Source organism: [Empedobacter] haloabium (assembly GCA_008011715.2).
GTDB lineage: Bacteria > Pseudomonadota > Gammaproteobacteria > Burkholderiales > Burkholderiaceae_D > Rugamonas > Rugamonas haloabia.
The window spans coordinates 2,710,461-2,727,823 of record CP136508.1; the positions used below are offsets into that span (position 1 = coordinate 2,710,461).

The window sequence follows — 17,363 nt, forward strand, 5'->3', positions numbered from 1 at the left end:
GCGCTTCGGGCACAATGGGCATACAATGCGCCGACACTTGACTCAGGGGAATATTTGTTATGGCAAGGCCAGAAAAAGTAAGGTTGGGCGAGATCCTGGTCCAGCAAAAGCTGCTGTCGGACGAGCAGCTGGGCCTTGCGCTGGCCGAGCAGAAGCGCAGCGGCCGGAAGCTCGGCCGCGTCTTCATCGACAGCGGCTACGTGACGGAAGAGCAGATCGCCGGCGCGCTGGCGCGCCAGCTGAACATCCCCTACATCAACCTGAAGTTCTACAACATCAACGCCGACCTGGTGCGCCTGTTGCCGGAAACCCAGGCGCGGCGCTTCCGCGCGCTGGTGCTGGAGGACCGCCACGGCACGATGCTGGTCGGCATGTCCGACCCGACCGACCTGTTCGCCTATGACGAGATCGCGCGGCTGGTCAAGCACAATATCGAGCTGGCGGTCGTCAACGAGACGGAAGTGCTGGCCGCCATCGACCGCATCTACCGCCGTACCGAGGACATCACCGACCTGGCGCGCGAGCTCGAGCAGGAGATGGGCGACGTCTCCGTCGACTTCGGCGCGCTGGCCGTCAACCCGGGGCTGGAGGAGGCCCCGGTCGTCAAACTGCTGCAATCGGTGTTCGACGACGCGGCCCAGGTGCGCGCCTCCGACATCCACATCGAACCGCAGGAGAACCGCCTGCACATCCGCTTCCGCATCGACGGCGTGCTGCACCTGCAGACCCAGGCCGACATCAAGATCGCGCCCGCGCTGGCGCTGCGCCTGAAGCTGATGTCCGACCTCGACATCTCGGAGAAGCGCCTGCCGCAGGACGGCCGCTTCGCCGCCCGCGTGAAGAACACGCGGATGGACGTGCGTATCTCGACCATGCCGACGCAGTACGGCGAGTCGATCGTCATGCGTCTCCTGAGCCAGGGCAATACCAGCCTGCGCCTGGACGGCATCGGCATGCCGAAACCCATGATGGAGAAATTCCGTGCCATCGTGCAAAGGCCGAACGGCCTGGTGCTGGTCACGGGTCCGACCGGTTCGGGCAAGACCACCACCCTGTACAGCGCGCTGGCCGAGCTCAATTCGGTGGAAAAGAAGCTCATTACCGTCGAGGACCCGGTCGAATACCGCCTGCCCGGCATCAACCAGGTGCAGGTCAACGAGAAGATCGAGCTGGATTTCGCGCGCGTGCTGCGCTCGGCGCTGCGGCAGGACCCGGACATCGTGCTGGTGGGCGAGATGCGCGACCAGGAAACGGCGCAGATCGGCCTGCGCGCCGCGATGACGGGCCACCTGGTATTGTCGACCCTGCACACCAACGACGCGGCCAGCACGCCGCTGCGCCTGATGGACATGGGCGTGCCGCGCTACATGGTGGCCAGCTCGCTGCAGGCCGTGCTGGCGCAGCGCCTGCTGCGCGTGATCTGCGAGAGCTGCACGACCGAATACACGCCGACGCCGACGGAAACGGAATGGCTGCGGCTGGAACTGAACGACAAGGTGGGCATGGCGCGCTACTTCCACGGCAAGGGTTGTTCGCATTGCAACGGCATGGGCTACCGCGGCCGCACCGGCGTGTACGAGCTGCTGGAGATGACGAGTGCCGTGGTGGACGCGGCCAACGATCCCGATCCGGCCCACTTCCTGAAGGCCGCCAACGAGCAGATGGCGGGCCAGACCTTGCGCCGCCATGCGGTGCAACTGGTGATCCAGGGCCGCACGACGATCGCCGAGGCCATGCGCATCAGCAACCAGCAGGAAGAGTGACGGACTAGCCGATGCCTTTCTTCGCCTACAAGGCGCGCGACATGCGCGGCGAGCTGCTGCAGGGAGTGCTGGAAGGCGCCGACCCGGGAGCGGTGGCGGACCAGTTGATGGGGACCGGCGCGACACCGGTCGAGATCGTCGCCACGCGCCAGCCGCAAGGGCAGGGTGGCGAAGGCTGGTGGGCCCGCCTGACGGAAAAGAAGGTCACGTCGCTGGACGTGCAGCTGTTCTCGCGCCAGATGTACACCCTGATGAAGGCCGGCGTGCCGATCATGCGCGGCCTGGCCGGCCTGCAGGAATCGGCCATTTCGAAGTCGTTCGCCAAGGTCATCCGCGACCTGCGCGAGTCGCTCGACGCGGGCCGCGAGCTGTCGGCCGCGATGCGCCGCCACCCGACGGTGTTCAACAATTTCTACCTGTCCATGGTGCGGGTGGGCGAGATGACGGGCCGGCTGGACGAAGTCATGCTGCGCCTGTTCGAGCACCTGGAATTCGACCGCGAGATGCGCGGGCGCGTGAAAAGCGCCGTGCGCTACCCCTCGTTCGTCATCGTTGCCATGGTGGCGGCGATCTTTATCGTCAACATCTTCGTCATTCCCCAGTTCGTCAAGGTATTCGAGAGCCTGCACGCCGAGCTGCCGTTGATGACACGCATCCTGATCGCCGGCTCGCGCTTCACCGTCGACTACTGGTATGTGTTGCTGGGCGGGGCCGCGGCTGCCGCGGTGGCACTGGTGCGCTGGGTCCGCACGCCGGCCGGGCGCCTGAAGTGGGACCGCTGGAAGCTGCGCATGCCGATTGCCGGCAAGATCGTCCACAAGGCCACGATGGCCCGTTTCGCGCGCAGTTTCGCGTTGTCGTCGAAAAGCGGCGTGCCCATCGTGCAGGCCCTGACGGTGGTGTCGCAAACGGTCGACAACGCCCACCTGTCCCAGCGGGTCGACACCATGCGCGACAGCGTGGAGCGGGGCGAAAGCATCCTGCGCACGGCCGTGACGGCCGGCATCTTCACGCCCGTCGTGCTGCAGATGATCGCCGTGGGCGAGGAATCGGGCTCGCTGGACGACCTGATGGACGAGATCGCGCAGATGTACGAGCGCGAAGTCGACTACGAGCTGAAGACCCTGTCCAGCCAGATCGAGCCGATCCTGATCGCCTTCCTGGGCGCCATGGTGCTGGTGCTGGCGCTGGGCATCTTCCTGCCGATCTGGGACCTGGGCCGGGCCGCCCTGAAGGGTTGACGCTGTGGCTTTCACGCAACAGCAACGGGGCGCTTCGCTGCTCGAGTTCGGCGTCTGCACCATCGTTTTCGCGATCCTGACCGGCTTGCTGCTGGAACGCCTGCTGCGCTACCGCGCCGATGCCGAACGGGAAGGCGTGATCCACCAGGTCGAGAACATGCGCAGTGCGCTGACCAGCCGCGTGCTGGCGGCCGAGATCAGCGGCAACAAGGACGAGCTGCGCGCGCTGGTGGGCAGTAACCCGGTGACGTTGCTGCGGCACGCGCCGATCGGCTACCAGGGCGAGACGGACGACATTCGGACCACGGAACTGGTCCCCGGCAGCTGGTATTTCGACAGAAAACAACAGAAACTTGTCTATGTATTCACGCGAAATAAAAGTTTTCGTACGGGAACAGTAGAACGGTGGGGGTTCAAGGTAGAATTCATTCGCTTGCCCACGAACAACGCCAAGCCGCCAGGGACTCCGCCACGCAGCGCTGGGGTCGTCCTTAATCAGGTAGACGGTTGAACAGAATGATCATCATCCTCGTGTAGCTTCCGTCACACATTCTTATTTTCATTCTTCGTTGGGAGTTTCACATGCAATTCAAACAAATCGGTTCGAACGTTCGCGCTAACCAGTCCGGCTTCACCCTGATCGAACTGATCGTCGTGATCGTCATCCTCGGCATCCTGGCCGCCACCGCGCTGCCGCGCTTTGCCGACATGGGCGACAACGCCCGCTTCGCCAAGATGCAGGCTGCCCGTGGCGCCGTGCAGAGCGCAATGAACATCGCCCGCGGCGAGGCCCTGGTGGTCGGCGGCACGCCGGCGACCGTGGCAATGGAAGGCCAGAACATCGGCATGGCGTTCAACTACCCGACCGCGGCGGCCATCGCCACCGCAGCCGGCCTGGGTGGTGACTACACCGTGACGGAAGCCGCAGGCGTCGCCACGATCGCCGACAACACCGTCGCGACCTGCCGCTTCACCTACACCCAGGCGCAAAACGCCACCACGCCGCCGGTCGTCACGACCCCGGCACTCGGCAACTGCTGATAATTCGATTGACCGCCCCGCTGGGGCGGGCATAATCGTCACGTGAACAACGTGCTCGTCATTAAACCGACTTTCCGACTGCCCGGCCGCAAGCCCGGGCAGTTTGGTTTACGCTCGTCGAGCTCGTGATCGTCATCATGCTGATCGGCATCCTGGGCGCGTTCGCCGGGCAGCGCTTCTTCAGCCGCACCAATTTCGACGCCTCCGGCTATGCCAACCAGCTGGCCACCCTGGTGCGCTACGGCCAGAAACTGGCCATCGCGCAAAACCGCAGCGTGTTCGTGCGCCTGAACGGCAGCAGCGTGGCGCTGTGCTACGACGCTGCCTGCGCCGCGCGCGTGGCCGCGCCGGCGGGCGGCAACAGCGGCAGCGCCGCCACCACGCAGCGCTGCCGCAATCCCGCCACTAATATCTACGATGCGGCCTGGGCCTGCGAAGGGTTGCCGGACGGCGTCGCGATGACCAATGCCGGCACCTTCTATTTCGACGCGGTCGGCACGCCGTTCAATGTGGCGGATGCGCAACCGACCCTGGTGTCCACCTTTCCGGCCGCGCTGGCCGTCGATATCACCGGCAACGGCGTGACCCTGCGCACCACCATCGAAGGGAGCACCGGCTATGTCCATTGAGCTCCCGTCCATGCTGCCGCGGCGCCAGCGCGGCCTGACGATGATCGAGCTGGTCATCTTTATCGTCATCGTCGGCGTGGCCGTCGTCGGCGTGCTGGGCGTGATCGCCATCAATACCGGCCGCAGTGCCGATCCGATGCGGCAGAAGCAGGCGCTGGCCATTGCCGAGGGCTTGATGAACGAGATCCGCTCGGCCGGCACGGCGCTGTGCGACATCTCCGACACCGTTAACTACGGCGTGCCCGGCGCCACCTGCGCCGTGCCCGACAATCCGGGCCGCGAAGGCACGGCGGGACGGCCCTACGACAACGTCAACGATTACATCACCCAGTGGGGCCAGCCCGTCAACTACGCGACCGATGCCGCCGGCAACGCCTTCCCGACGGGCTACACCACCAGCGTCACCGTCACGCAGCCGGCGGCTTTTGCCGGCATTCCGGCCACCGATACCTTCCTGATCACCGTGGCGGTCAGCTACGGCGGCCCGACCGACGTCGTGCTGCACACCGTGCGCACGCGCTTCTGACCATGACGCGCCGTCCGACTCCCCATCGCTGCCGCGGCTTCACCCTGGTCGAGGCCATTGTCGTCATCGTCATCACGGGCATCGTCGCCACATTCGCGGCCGTTTTCATCCGCCTGCCGGTGCAGGGCTATGCCGACACGGCCGAGCGCATCGCCCTGGCCGACGCGGCCGACACCGCGCTGGGCCGCATCAACCGCGAACTGCGCCTGGCGCTGCCCAACACCGTCAAGGTCACGAATGGCGGCACCACCCTGACCTTCGTGCTGACCAAGTCCGGCGGGCGCTACGTCGACGTCAACGACGCGCCGCCGCCGGCGATCCTGCCGCTGCGCTTCGACAGGACCTCGCTGCAGTTCGACATCGTCGGTCCCGCGCCGACCGGCCGGGCCGCGATCCTGCCGAACGACCTGCTGGTCATCAACAATACCGGCGTCGCACCGGCCGACGTGTATGCGGACGCGCGCGACAACGTGGCGGAGATCGCGTCGATCGCCGGCAGTCGCGTCACCTTGCGCGCCAACAACCTGGGCACGCAGTCGCCATCGCCTTACCGCTTCCGCGTCGTTGCCGGCACCGTCACCTACGCATGTGGCAGCGGGCAGCTGCTGCGTCATTACATCCGTGCCATCCCGACCCCGGCGGCGCCGGCCATCGGCGCCGCCAACATGGTGGCGACCCGCGCCCAATGCGCGTTCGGCAGCGTGGCGCTGCCGACCCAGGCCGGCACGGCGCTCGTCACGGCTTCGCTGCGGCTGACGTCCGCCGGCGGCGAAGCCATCAGCCTGGTGCGCCAGACCCAGGTGGAGAACCTGCCATGAACCATGTTATCGCGCGGCGCCGGCGCCGCAGCCGCGGCGTCTCCCTCGTCACCGCCATCTTCCTGCTGGTGGTGCTGTCCGGGATCGGCGCGGCCGTCGTCACCTTGACCACGGTGCAGCACACCAGCGCCGCCTACGACGTGCTGGGCGCGCGCGCCTACGAGGCCGCGCGCTCCGGCGTCGATTTCGCCATGTACGACCTGGCCATCAACAAGCGCTGCGTCACCACCAACCTGGCCCTGCCGGCCACGCTGGCCGGCTTCACCGTGACGGTGCAATGCGCGCAGACCCAGGTGCTGATGGCCGATGGCGTCACCGACCTGAAACCCGTGCGCATCACGGCCACCGCCTGCAACCAGCCGAGCAGCGGTGCGTGCCCGAACCCGGCGCCGGGGCCCGATTACGTGCAGCGCGTCGTGCAGGCCACGCTATGAGGCGCTGCATGCTGCTGGCCCGGCTGCTCACCGCCTGCCTGTTGCTGGCGACATCGCCCGCCCGGGCGGATACCCCCATCACGCTGTTCAAGAGCTACGCCGGCTACGTCAACTTCACGGGCACCCAGGAAACACTGCGCGCCAGGTCGAACGGCAGCGACGCCTGCGCGCTCGTCAAGTCGCTGTCGATGACGCTGTCCGGCATCCCCAGCGGGGCCACGGTGCTGGCGGCCTACCTGTACTGGGCCGGCTCCGGTGCGACGCCGGACTACACGATCACGTTCGACGACCAGAGCTATACGGCGCCAACCAACCGTCAGTACAGCTCGGCGACGGTAGGCTACAACTTCTTCGCCGGCGCGGTGGACGTGACGGAGCGTGTCAAGGCGCGCGGCAACGCCACCTACACGGCCAGCGGCCTGTCGGTCGACAGCAGCTCGCTGTTCTGCAGCGTGCAGGGCGTGCTGGGCGGCTTCCAGCTGCTGGTCATCTACGACAGCAACAGCAAGGGCGACCCGTTCCGCGTGCTGAACGTGTACGAAGGCTTCCAGTACATCCGCAACTCGCGCGTGGAGCTGACCCTGGCGAACTTCCTCACGCCTTCGCCGGTGGGCACCGGCCGGGTCGGCCACATCACCTGGGAAGGCGACTCCACCCTGGGCCAGGACGGCGAGAACCTGTCGTTCAACGGCGTGGCGATGAAGGACAGCCTGAACCCGGTCGGCAACCAGTTCAACTCGGTCAGCAACATCAACAACGACCAGACCTCGTACGGCATCGACTTCGATGCCTACACCGTGGCCAGCCCGACGATCGCGGCCGGCCAGACCTCGGCCAAGACCATCTACGAATCGGGCGCCGACCTGGTGCTGATGAACGCCGAGATCATCGCCGCGCCCAACGTGCTGGCGACCGACCGTGCGATTGCGATGACGGTGGACGGCCCGCTGATCGAATCGACGCCGACGACCTACACGATCACCGTGACGAACAATGGCCCGCTGGCCGAATCCGGGCCCATCGTCGTGCAGGACATGCTGCCGGCTTCCTTGATCGTCGGCACGCCGACCGGCAGCGGCTGGACCTGCGGCAAGGACGGGCAAAAAGTGACCTGCACCTATGACCGCAGCAAGACCATGGCGGTGGGCGAGACGCTGCCGCCGATCACGATTCCGGTGACGCCCGTGCGCGGCGTGACGGGCCTGATCACCAACAGCGCTTCCGTCGGCGGGCCGCTGTTCGACTACTACGACGCCAACAACACGGCCACCGTCAGCGTGCGCGCCGGCGTGGCCGACTTCACGCCGCAGTTCATGTACACCGACTCGATCTGCGTGCATGGCAAGCCGTTCGGCGACCCGGCCCAGACCTGCAAGCCCGTCAACTTCGACCCGTCGCTGGCCAACACGGACCTGCGCATGTTCATCTCCTACGTGGTCAAGGGGGTGCCGACGGCGATGGCCAACAACGACACGACGTTGCCGATGAAATTCGCGCTGTCCTGCCACAACCCCACCACCAATGCCGGCGTGCGCGCCACCTACAACATCTCGAGCACGGTGCTGACCTTGCCCCTGTGCGAGCCGAACGGCGCGATCCCGGCGCAGGCGTCGCCCACCTGGAGTGGCCTGAACAACATCGTCTTCGGCGGCCAGACCCCCAGCACCAAGGTCGAATTCCAGCTGCGCTACCAGGACGTGGGCCGGGTCGAGCTCTTGATGTCGGACAAGGACGGGCGCATGGGCACCACCGGGTCGTTCGTGTCGCGCCCGGAAAAGCTGGTGCTGTTGCCGTCGTCGATGAACACCGCCAAGACGCCGACCAGCGCGACGGAAACGCGCTTCGTGCGCGCCGGCGAGCAGTTCTCGATGTCGGTGCAGGCGCGCATGGTGGGCTTGAGCACGCCGGCGCCCAACTTCGGCCGGGAGACGGAGCCGGTGGCGGTGGCGGTGATCGCCACGCCCGCGAAGATCGAGGGCGGCGCGCCGCTGCCGGCGATGGTGGCAGACCGCGTGCCGGACGACTGGTTCAAGCCGGTGACGATGCGCGGTTCGTTCGGCGCGTTCTCCGGCGGGGCCGCCTCCGGCAGCGACTTCGCCTACGACGACGTGGGCGTGCTGCAGCTGGACGCGCAGCTGGTCTCGCGCGACTACCTGGGCAGCGGCAATGTATTCGCGGCCTCCGTCAATGTGGGGCGTTTCTACCCGGCCTGGTTCAACGTCACCGTGACGGGGCCGATGGAGTGCGTGCCGGCGGCCGGCTGCCCGACGGGCGTCACGGCGCCGGTCAGCGAGATCAAGACAATGGCGTATTCGGGCCAGCCGTTCAGCTACAAGGTCAGCGCGATGGGAATGGCCAACACCGTGCTGCGCAACTACCGGCTGGAGCTGGCGCACGACGTGAACCTGGGCGCCTACACCGCGCCGAACGGCACCACGGTGCAGGACACGCCGGTGTCGGGCACGACGAAATCGGTGTTCGGCGGCACCACCACGCTGACCGCCAGCCGCTTTACCGCCGGCGAAGCCAGCGCCACCGCCACCTATACGTTCCCGAGCGCCGTCAGCTACGCGCGCGGCAGCACGGCAAGCAGCTGGGCGCTGCCGATCTCGGCCTATCTGCGCGCCGCCGAAGTGGCGGGCTGGGACAACGTCACGTCCAAGCGGGGCAGCGCCACGGTCGAGGGCGGCGTGCGCATCGTGGCCGGCCGCACCTACGTGCCGTCGATGCAGGCCGCCGCCGACCAGGCCATCACGGTGCCGGTCAAGGCGCAGTTCTACGGCACCCTGAACACGTTCAACGGCTGGTACGACAGCACGTCCGATTCGAGCAGCGCGTTCGCCGCGGCGGACGTGGCGTTCTCGTCCTGCACCGCGCTGGTGGGCGCGTCGGGCTGCCGGCTGACACCGAAGGTGGATGCCACGACGTCGGGGGCGTACTCGGCCGGCACCGCCAATGTCAAGCTGGCGGCGCCTGGCGTGGGCAGCAGCGGCTCGGTCAAGATGTGGCTGAACCATCCGACTTGGCTGCCCAGCATGGAAGGCACGCTCACGTATGGCACCGTGCGCTCGCCAAATATTTACACATATATACGAGAGATGTACTGAAGCATGTCTTTTCGCCATTGCCTTGCATGGCGGAGTCCATAAAATGTCGCGCACGGCGCACGCCTGGGCGGGACAGACGGCTCATCTTGAATATAATCAAGGCGCAAGCCACCAACATCGGAGCAGACGACACGCATGGCGTTCTGGCACAAGGCAAGGAAGAAGGACGGCTGGCTGGCGATGGTGCCGGCGGGCGAGGGTGTGCACGCGGCCGTGGTGCGGCGCGGCGGCGCCGGCAAGCCAACCGTGCTGGCCTGCGCCTTCCATCCGGGTGGCATCGATGAGCTGGCGGCGCTGCTGACGCGGGTCGGCCGCGAGCTGCATGCCGGCCAGCACCATTGCGCCAGCGTGCTGCCGTTCGGTGCCTACCAGCTGCTGTCGCTGGATGCGCCCAACGTGCCGGCCGCCGAGATGAAGACGGCCGTCGGCTGGCGCCTGAAGGACATGATCGACTTTCCCGTCAGCGATGCCACCATCGACGTGGTCGACATTCCCGTCGCCAGCAACGGCGCCACCCACAATCACCACGTGTTCGCGGCGGTGGCGCGCAACCCCGTCATCGAGGCGCACCAGAACCTGTATGCGGAAGCCAAGGTGCCGCTGGAGGCCATCGACCTCGCCGAAATGGCGCAGCGCAATATCTCGGCACTGCTGGAGCCGGAAGGACGCGGGCTGGCGATGCTGTCGTTCGACGCCGGCGGGGGCCTGCTGACCGTCACGTTCAAGGGCGAGCTGTACCTGGCGCGCCGGATGGACATCACCTTGGCCCAGGTGGAAGGTGCGGCCGAGCAGCGCCAGCAGCACTTCGACCGCATCGCGCTGGAGCTGCAGCGCTCGCTGGACAACTTCGAGCGGCAGTTCCAGTACGTGGCCGTGTCGAAGCTGGTGCTGGCGCCCACTGGCGGCACCAGCCTGCACGATTACCTGTCCAGCAATATGTACCTGCCGGTCGACATGCTGGACCTGGACACCGTGCTGGACCTGGAGCAGGTGCCGCAACTGCGCGATCCGGTCATGCAGAACGGCTTCTTCCTGGCCGTGGGCGCGGCGCTGCGCGAGGCTGGCACGGGAGCGGCCGCATGAGCCAGCAGATCAACCTGTTCAACCCGCGCTTCCAGAAGCAAAAGCGCTACCTGACGGCGCCGGCCCTGGTGCTGATGCTCGGCGCTGCGCTGTTCGGCTCGCTGGCCTTCGCCGTGGCGGCGCGCGGCCGCGTCGTCACGCTCGAGAAGGAGGTGGCCCGGCTGAACGAGCAGGTCAAGGCCGCGGAGACGCGGCGCGACACGGCGCTGGCGCAACTGGTGCCGCGTTCCAAGGATGCGGCAGTCGAGTTGCAACTGACCCAGGCGGAGGCCGAGAACCGCGCGCTGCACGGGGTGGCCGACATCCTGGAACAGAACCGGGTCGGCAACCCGCACGGCTATTCCGAATACTTCCAGGCGCTGGCGCGCGGCCGGGTCAGCGGCCTGTGGCTGACCGGCGTCGAGATCGACGGCGCGCAGGCCGATATTGGCCTGCGCGGGCGGGCCCTGCAGGCCGAACTGCTGCCTGGCTACCTGAACGGTCTGGCGCGCCAGCCTGTACTGCAGGGCAAGGCGTTCGGCCATGTGGAGATCGCCCGGCCGGTGCTGAGTCCTCAAGCGCAGGCGCAGGCCACCCCGCCAGCCGCCGCAGCGGCCGCACCGGCGGCGCCGGCCGCGCCCCCCGCCGCGGTGGACGCGCCCTACGTCGAATTCACGCTGCAGGCGGCTGGCACGCGCACGCTGGGGCAGGGAGGCACGCCATGAAGGAACAATGGCTGAAGTGGGCCGGCAAGATCGATGCGCTGTCGGTGCGCGAGCGGGTGCTGATCGCGCTGGGCGGCGTGGCCGCCATCGTGTCGCTCGTGTACTTCGGCTTTACCGACCCGGCCAACGCGCGCGAGCGCACGCTGCGCACATCGATCATGCAGCAGCGCGCGCGGCTGGCCGCCATCAACGTGGAACTGGGCCAGAAGCTGGAGGCGGCCCGGGCCGATCCGGACGCGGCCGCCCGCCAGCGGGTCGCGACCCTGACCGCCGACAACGCCGCGCTGCGCGCATCGCTGCGCAACACGCAAAAAGCGCTGGTGCCGCCCGCGCGCATGAGTGCGCTGTTGCAGCAGATGGTGCAGCAGAACGCGCGCCTGAAGCTGGTGTCGCTGAAGACCTTGCCGCCGGCCGGCACGACCGACGGCAACTTCGCCGACGTGCCCGCGGACCCGACCGGCCCGGCCTTGCCGGTGACGAGCCTGACGACCACGCCGCCCGGCGCCGCCCCGGCGCCGGTCGCGCCGGCGCCGGCGGTGCCCGAGGCGGACGACAAGGCCGGGCCGCTGCTGTACCGCCATGGCGTGCAGGTGGTGCTGCGCGGTGCCTACGGCGACATGGTGAACTACATGGAGGCGCTGGAACGCATGCCGGCCCAGGTGTTCTGGGGCCGGGCGGTGCTGGACGCGACGGAGCACGACAAGACCACGCTGACCCTGACGTTGTACACGCTGAGCCTGGACGAGAAATGGATAGCCCTGTGACGCTTCGTATCCTGCTGGCGCTGGCCGGCCTGCTGTGCGGGGCCGGCGCCGCCGCCCAGGTGGCCGGCGACCCGACGCTGCCGCCGCCTTCGCTTGGCGATCCTGCCGCCGCGCCCGCGCCAAGCCGGGCCGCGCTGCCGGAGCTGCAGTCGATCCTCGTCTCGCGCGAGGCAGGCGGGCGCCGCGTCGCCGTGATTAGTGGCGAAATGGTACGGCAGGGCAGCCGCTGGCATGGCGCCGTGGTCGAGCGGCTGGGCGAGAACGAGGTGGTGCTGCGGCGCGGCCGCGCCACCCAGGTGTTGAGGCTGTACCAGAGCAAGCCGCCGGCCGTGGCCGTCGTGCCGCCCAAACCCGAGAACAACGCAAAAAAAGAGACGCAATGACGAAGCCCGAGAGCAAGCATCCCTTGAGAATCGCCGCGACCCTGGCCGGCCTGCTGGTGCTGGCCGGCTGCGACACGGCCGCGCGCCGCGATACCTACGACGAGATCAACCGCCAGATGCAGGCGGCCGCCAAGACGACGGCGCAGCCGGCACCGCCGGGGGCCGTCGAGGCGGCGCTGCTGCCGCCCGCACCCGTGCTGGCGGCGCAGCTGCCGAAGGCCCGCGCCGTGCTGGAGGAGCGCTTCAACGTGGCGCTGAACAACGTGCCGGCCCAGCAGTTCTTCAATTCGATCGTGGCGGGCACGCGCTACAACATGCTGATCCACCCGGAGGTGACGGGCACGATCACGGCCAACCTGAAGGACGTGACGGTAGCGGAAGCGCTGGACGCGATCCGCGAGCTGTACGGCTACGACTACCGCATCGAAGGCAACCGCATCACGATCCGGCCGCTGACGATGCAGTCGCGCATCTTCCAGGTCAACTACCTGACGGCCAACCGCAAGGGCAGCTCGAACGTGCGGGTTTCGTCGACCTCGATCAACACGGTGGCGACCAACCAGGGCAACAACGCCAACGGCGCCAACTCGGCGCCGGCCAGCAACGGCCAGACCCAGAACGGCATGCCGGGCGGCGCCCAGGCCCAGCAGGAGGACGCCAGCAACGTCAAGACCACGTCCGATACCGATTTCTGGGGCGAGGTGCGCGCCGCGCTGGAGGCGCTGGTGGGCGGCGCCGAGGACGGCCGCAGCGTCATCATCAGCCCGCAGTCCGGCGTGATCGTCGTGCGCGCGCTGCCGGAGCAGCTGCGCGCCGTCGAGCAGTACCTGCGCGCGACCCGGCTGGCGGTGGAGCGCCAGGTGATCCTGGAAGCGAAGATCCTGGAAGTACAGCTCAACAGCGGCTTCCAGTCCGGCGTCAACTGGGCGGCATTCCGCCAGGGCGGCAACAGCCGCGGCTCGGCCGGCATCCTCACGCCGGGCACGGCGCTGTCCACCCTGAACAACGGCGCGGGCGTGGTCCAGAGCACCGGCGGCGCCAACAGCATTTCCGCGCTGCCGGGCACGGCGCTCGGCAGCGCGGCCAGCGCCGCGGGCACGATGTTCGGCCTGGCGTTCCAGACCAGTAATTTCTCCGCGATGATCTCGTTCCTCGAGTCGCAGGGCACCGTGCACGTGCTGTCCAGCCCGCGCATCGCCACGCTGAACAACCAGAAGGCCGTGCTGAAGATCGGTACGGACGAGTTCTACGTGACGGGCATCAGCACGACGACGAACTCGAACGTGGGCGGCAACACGACGACGCCGAACGTGACCTTGCAGCCGTTCTTCTCCGGCGTGCTGCTCGACGTGACGCCGCAGATCGACGAGGACGGCCACATCATGCTGCACGTGCACCCGTCCGTCAGCGAGGTCAGCACCGTCAACAAATCGATCAACCTGGGCAGCGCGGGCTCGCTGAACCTGCCGCTGGCGGCGTCCAGCACGTCGGAGATGGACAGCATGGTGCGCGGCAAGGATGGCCAGATCGTCGCCATCGGCGGCCTGATGCGCCAGGCCATGAGCAGCGACCGGTCGCAACTGCCGGGCGTCGGCGACGTGCCGGTGCTGGGTTCGCTGTTCCGCAACAAGGACAGCTCGATGCAGAAGCGCGAGCTGGTGGTGCTGATCAAGCCGACCATCGTCGACGGCGCCGGCAGCATGACGCAGGACATGCAGGACACGGCGCGCCGCTTCCAGCAATTCGACCCCGCGCGGAGCCAGTGATGTACGAATCCCACTTCGGCCTGCGCGAGGTGCCGTTCTCCATCACGCCGGACACCAGCTTCTTCTTCGGCAGCCCGCATTCGCAGGAAGGGCTGAACACCCTGCTGGTGGCGGCCCGCAACGGCGAGGGCTTCATCAAGATCACCGGCGAGGTGGGCACCGGCAAGACGCTGTTGTGCCGCAAGTTCATGGCGATGCTGGGCGAGGAGTTCGTCACCGCCTACGTGCCGAATCCCTACCTGGAGCCGCGCGCGCTGATGCTGGCGCTGGCGGACGAGCTGGAGATCACGCTGCCGCGCGACGTCGAGCAGCACCAGCTGGTCAAGTCCTTGACGGCGCGCCTGCTGGAGCTGGCGGCGCGCGGCAAGCACGTGGTGCTGTGCCTGGACGAGGCGCAGGCGATCCCGATCGACAGCCTGGAGGCGCTGCGCCTGCTGACCAACCTGGAAACGGAGAAGCGCAAGCTGCTGCAGATCGTGCTGTTCGGCCAGCCGGAGCTGAACGCGCACCTGGCCAGCCCGCAGATCCGCCAGCTGGCCCAGCGCATCACCTTCCATTACCACTTGGGCGCGCTGCGGCGCGACGACCTCGACTTCTATCTCGCGCATCGCCTGCGCGTGGCGGGCTTCGCCGGCGCGCGCCTGTTCGCCAAGGGTGCCGTCAACGCGCTGTTCCATGCCACCGGCGGCATCCCGCGCCTGATCAACATCATCGCCAACAAGGCGCTGATGCTGGCCTATGGCGAGGGCCGCCAGCAGGTCGAGAAACGGCATGTGACGCTGGCCGCGCGCGATACCATCGGCGCCACCCGGCGCCGCACCTGGCCGTGGTTCGCCGGCCTGGCCGTGGCCGCCTCGCTGGCGGGCGGCATCACGATGGCGCTGACACGATGAGCATCATCAATAAAATGCTGCAGGACCTGGACGCGCGCGGCGGCGCCGGCGCACGGGCGGACGAGCCGGCCCTGCGCCCGGTCGCCGCCGCGCCGCGCCATGGCCGGCTGGCCATCGCGGCCGGTGCCGGTGCCGGGGTGCTGGTAGCGGCGCTGGCCGGGGTAGCGTGGTATTTCCTGCACACGGTGCCCGTGCCCGTGGCCGCACCGGTGCCGCTGCGCGGCGGTGCCGCGCCGGCCGCGCCGAAGGCTGCGGCGCCCGTCGCCGCGCCGGCCGTTCCAGCTGCCCCCGAGGCGCCCGCGACACCGGTAGCGGTCGGCGCCGAACCGGCCGGGCCAGCGCCCGTCGCTCCGGCGCCCGCTGCGAGTGCAGCCGCTGCATCCGGCCCTGCGGCGCCTGCGCCGGTGTCGACAGCGGAGCAAGACGCTGCCGCGGCGGCGCCAGCGCCACGCGTGCGCCGCCAGGAGCCACGGCCACGCGCGACGCCTGCCGAACCCACGGCGGGCGCGCGCACGGTAACAGCCGTCACCGTCATCCCGGCTGCCGGCGCGGTCGCCGCGCAGCCCCAGGCGGAAAACAGCTATCGCCGCGCGCTGGCCGCGCTGCAGGACGGCCGGGTGGCCGATGCCATCGCCGGGCTGGAGCAGGCGGTGGCACTGCAGCCGGGCCACGAGGCGGCGCGCCAGACACTGGCCGGCCTGCTGCTGGAAAACGGCCGCAGCGAGGACGCCCAGCGCCACCTGCAGCTGGGCCTGGGATTGAATCCGAACCAGCCGCAGGTGGCGATGCTGCTGGCGCGGCTGCAACTGGAAAAGAACGGCCCCGCCGCCGTCGAGACGCTGCGGCGCACGCTGCCGCATGCTGCCAGCAACGCCGACTACGTCGCCTTCCTGGCCGGTGCGCTGCAACGCCAGCAGCGTCACCGCGAGGCCATCGAGCAGTACGAGGCCGCTCTGCGGCTGGCGCCGCAGAGCGGCGTGTGGTGGATGGGGCTGGGGATTTCGCTGCAGGCCGAACGGCGCAACGCCGAGGCCCGCTCGGCCTTTACGCGCGCGCGGCAGGCCGGGTTGACGCCGGAGCTGCAGGCGTTCGTCGAGCGCAAGCTGGGGCAGTTGGAGTAACGCCGCGTCCGGGCTTGGGGTCTGTCCCCGCATGGGGACTGACCCCGGTTTTCATCCGGGACGCATGCGTTGCGAATGAAACCGGGGTCAGTCCCGAAGGGACAGACCCCAACCCCGATGCGCCGCAGGCTTAGCGCGCAGCCAGGCTGCCCCAGATCGCCTTCATGGCAAACCGCAACTCCGCCTCGTCCTCCGTCAACGCCCGCGCGATCGCGTCCTCGGAAGCCAGCCGGTGCACGCGCGGCACGGCCAGCGCCTGGCCGGCCGCGTCGCGCAGGCATGCCACCTCCGGCCCTTCGCCCGCGATGGCGGGGCGGTAGGTGACGACACCGATGCCGCCATCGGTCAGTTGCACCAGCGTGCCGGGCGGGTAGCGGCCCACGTGTCGATGAAACGCTGCCCGCAGCACCGGATCGTGCTCCGCGTGCAGCTCGGCCAGCGCCACGTCCGGTGCCAGCGCGCGGCGGTAGTTGCGCGCCGAGACGCACGCGCAATAGCGGTCGGCGAGGCGCAGCAGGCGCGCGCCGCGCGGGATCTCGTGGCCCGGCAGGCCGTGCGGATAGCCGCTGCCGTCGTCGTCCTCGTGGTGGTGCAGCACGCAGGCCAGCCATTCCTCGTCGCCGATGCCGGCGCAGGCCAGCGTGCGGGCGCTGTCCTCGGGATGGCTGCGCAGGCGCGCACGCTCGTCGCCGGACAGCAGCACGCCGGGCAGCGCGACGCGGCGGTTGAAATCGTCGTGGGCGTCCAGCATCGCGCAGTTCATCGTCAGCGCGGCCGCTGCGACCGCCGCCAGCGTGGCGTCCGGCAGTACCAGGCCGCGACCCACGACAGCGACGACGATCGCCGTCTCGACGCAATGGCGGATCGGGTAGGTGCCGCCGATCTGGTTCAGCAGCACGCAGGCCAGCGCGACGTCCTGGCCCATGTCCACCGTGTGCAGCAGGTCCGCGGCCAGCGCGCGCAGGCCGGGGCCGGCCTCGCGCGCGTCGTCCAGGTGCGCCAGCTGGTGCGCCAGCCGGCCGGCCAGGGCGTCCAGGGCGCGCAGCACGGAAGCCTCCGTGCCCGGCATGCTCGCAGGGCCGGAATCCAT

The 17,363-nt window shown here is 68.6% G+C and carries 17 protein-coding genes; 16 read left to right on the forward strand and 1 reads right to left on the reverse strand.

Features of this window, described 5'->3' with window-relative positions; translation table 11 throughout:
* The first annotated feature begins 59 nt into the window (after positions 1 to 59).
* From E7V67_011930 to E7V67_012005, 16 genes are all read left to right on the forward strand, one after another.
* Positions 60 to 1,763 carry a GspE/PulE family protein gene (locus E7V67_011930; GenBank protein WUR15776.1) on the forward strand — a complete coding sequence of 568 codons (1,704 nt, stop codon included), beginning with the start codon at positions 60 to 62 and terminating at the stop codon, positions 1,761 to 1,763.
* Between the two features lie 11 nt (positions 1,764 to 1,774).
* On the forward strand, positions 1,775 to 3,004 hold the full coding sequence (locus tag E7V67_011935) for a type II secretion system F family protein (GenBank protein ID WUR15777.1): 1,230 nt from the start codon (positions 1,775 to 1,777) through the stop codon (positions 3,002 to 3,004).
* 4 nt (positions 3,005 to 3,008) lie between these two features.
* Entirely contained in the window at positions 3,009 to 3,515 is a 507-nt protein-coding gene (locus tag E7V67_011940; GenBank protein WUR15778.1) for a hypothetical protein, read from the forward strand.
* Positions 3,516 to 3,586: 71 nt separating this feature from the next.
* Complete coding sequence (locus E7V67_011945) at positions 3,587 to 4,045, forward strand: type II secretion system protein (protein ID WUR15779.1); 459 nt, start codon at positions 3,587 to 3,589, stop codon at positions 4,043 to 4,045.
* Positions 4,046 to 4,170: 125 nt separating this feature from the next.
* Positions 4,171 to 4,674, forward strand: coding sequence for an MSHA biogenesis protein MshC (locus tag E7V67_011950; protein ID WUR15780.1), 504 nt, complete (start codon positions 4,171 to 4,173; stop codon positions 4,672 to 4,674).
* Entirely contained in the window at positions 4,664 to 5,200 is a 537-nt protein-coding gene (locus E7V67_011955; GenBank protein ID WUR15781.1) for a prepilin-type N-terminal cleavage/methylation domain-containing protein, read from the forward strand. Before E7V67_011950 ends, E7V67_011955 begins: the two co-directional genes overlap by 11 nt.
* A gap of 2 nt (positions 5,201 to 5,202) precedes the next feature.
* Positions 5,203 to 6,018: a prepilin-type N-terminal cleavage/methylation domain-containing protein gene (locus tag E7V67_011960; GenBank protein ID WUR15782.1), complete on the forward strand. Its 816-nt coding sequence runs from the start codon at positions 5,203 to 5,205 to the stop codon at positions 6,016 to 6,018.
* Positions 6,015 to 6,452, forward strand: a complete 438-nt coding sequence (locus E7V67_011965) for a pilus assembly PilX N-terminal domain-containing protein (GenBank protein WUR15783.1) — start codon at positions 6,015 to 6,017, stop codon at positions 6,450 to 6,452. The genes E7V67_011960 and E7V67_011965 overlap by 4 nt, the downstream gene beginning before the upstream one ends.
* A complete protein-coding gene (locus E7V67_011970) occupies positions 6,449 to 9,559 on the forward strand; it encodes a DUF6701 domain-containing protein (protein ID WUR15784.1) in 3,111 nt (1,036 codons plus the stop codon). Before E7V67_011965 ends, E7V67_011970 begins: the two co-directional genes overlap by 4 nt.
* A 135-nt stretch (positions 9,560 to 9,694) precedes the next feature.
* The gene (locus tag E7V67_011975; GenBank protein ID WUR15785.1) at positions 9,695 to 10,642 is read left to right on the forward strand and encodes an agglutinin biogenesis protein MshI; all 948 of its coding nucleotides are present in this window, start codon (positions 9,695 to 9,697) and stop codon (positions 10,640 to 10,642) included.
* Positions 10,639 to 11,346, forward strand: coding sequence for an MSHA biogenesis protein MshA (locus E7V67_011980; GenBank protein ID WUR15786.1), 708 nt, complete (start codon positions 10,639 to 10,641; stop codon positions 11,344 to 11,346). Before E7V67_011975 ends, E7V67_011980 begins: the two co-directional genes overlap by 4 nt.
* The gene (gene gspM / locus E7V67_011985) at positions 11,343 to 12,110 is read left to right on the forward strand and encodes a type II secretion system protein GspM (GenBank protein WUR15787.1); all 768 of its coding nucleotides are present in this window, start codon (positions 11,343 to 11,345) and stop codon (positions 12,108 to 12,110) included. Before E7V67_011980 ends, gspM begins: the two co-directional genes overlap by 4 nt.
* Complete coding sequence (locus tag E7V67_011990) at positions 12,107 to 12,493, forward strand: MSHA biogenesis protein MshK (protein WUR15788.1); 387 nt, start codon at positions 12,107 to 12,109, stop codon at positions 12,491 to 12,493. The genes gspM and E7V67_011990 overlap by 4 nt, the downstream gene beginning before the upstream one ends.
* Entirely contained in the window at positions 12,490 to 14,259 is a 1,770-nt protein-coding gene (gene mshL / locus E7V67_011995) for a pilus (MSHA type) biogenesis protein MshL (GenBank protein ID WUR15789.1), read from the forward strand. The genes E7V67_011990 and mshL overlap by 4 nt, the downstream gene beginning before the upstream one ends.
* Positions 14,259 to 15,152 carry an AAA family ATPase gene (locus E7V67_012000; GenBank protein WUR15790.1) on the forward strand — a complete coding sequence of 298 codons (894 nt, stop codon included), beginning with the start codon at positions 14,259 to 14,261 and terminating at the stop codon, positions 15,150 to 15,152. Before mshL ends, E7V67_012000 begins: the two co-directional genes overlap by 1 nt.
* Entirely contained in the window at positions 15,149 to 16,273 is a 1,125-nt protein-coding gene (locus E7V67_012005; protein ID WUR15791.1) for a tetratricopeptide repeat protein, read from the forward strand. The genes E7V67_012000 and E7V67_012005 overlap by 4 nt, the downstream gene beginning before the upstream one ends.
* A gap of 130 nt (positions 16,274 to 16,403) precedes the next feature.
* Here E7V67_012005 and E7V67_012010 read toward each other — a convergent pair whose 3' ends face one another.
* The gene (locus E7V67_012010; protein WUR15792.1) at positions 16,404 to 17,363 is read right to left on the reverse strand and encodes an HD domain-containing phosphohydrolase; all 960 of its coding nucleotides are present in this window, start codon (positions 17,361 to 17,363) and stop codon (positions 16,404 to 16,406) included.

Excerpts from the sequence above, each read along its gene's own strand:
- E7V67_011930 (WUR15776.1), top strand. The coding sequence starts at position 60 with ATGGCAAGGCCAGAAAAAGTAAGGTTGGGCGAGATCCTGGTCCAGCAA.
- E7V67_011935 (WUR15777.1), top strand. The coding sequence starts at position 1,775 with ATGCCTTTCTTCGCCTACAAGGCGCGCGACATGCGCGGCGAGCTGCTG.
- E7V67_011945 (WUR15779.1), top strand. The coding sequence starts at position 3,587 with ATGCAATTCAAACAAATCGGTTCGAACGTTCGCGCTAACCAGTCCGGC.
- E7V67_011955 (WUR15781.1), top strand. The coding sequence starts at position 4,664 with ATGTCCATTGAGCTCCCGTCCATGCTGCCGCGGCGCCAGCGCGGCCTG.
- E7V67_011960 (WUR15782.1), top strand. The coding sequence starts at position 5,203 with ATGACGCGCCGTCCGACTCCCCATCGCTGCCGCGGCTTCACCCTGGTC.
- E7V67_011965 (WUR15783.1), top strand. The coding sequence starts at position 6,015 with ATGAACCATGTTATCGCGCGGCGCCGGCGCCGCAGCCGCGGCGTCTCC.
- E7V67_011970 (WUR15784.1), top strand. The coding sequence starts at position 6,449 with ATGAGGCGCTGCATGCTGCTGGCCCGGCTGCTCACCGCCTGCCTGTTG.
- E7V67_011975 (WUR15785.1), top strand. The coding sequence starts at position 9,695 with ATGGCGTTCTGGCACAAGGCAAGGAAGAAGGACGGCTGGCTGGCGATG.
- E7V67_011980 (WUR15786.1), top strand. The coding sequence starts at position 10,639 with ATGAGCCAGCAGATCAACCTGTTCAACCCGCGCTTCCAGAAGCAAAAG.
- gspM (WUR15787.1), top strand. The coding sequence starts at position 11,343 with ATGAAGGAACAATGGCTGAAGTGGGCCGGCAAGATCGATGCGCTGTCG.
- mshL (WUR15789.1), top strand. The coding sequence starts at position 12,490 with ATGACGAAGCCCGAGAGCAAGCATCCCTTGAGAATCGCCGCGACCCTG.
- E7V67_012000 (WUR15790.1), top strand. The coding sequence starts at position 14,259 with ATGTACGAATCCCACTTCGGCCTGCGCGAGGTGCCGTTCTCCATCACG.
- E7V67_012005 (WUR15791.1), top strand. The coding sequence starts at position 15,149 with ATGAGCATCATCAATAAAATGCTGCAGGACCTGGACGCGCGCGGCGGC.
- E7V67_012010 (WUR15792.1), bottom strand. The coding sequence starts at position 17,363 with ATGGATTCCGGCCCTGCGAGCATGCCGGGCACGGAGGCTTCCGTGCTG.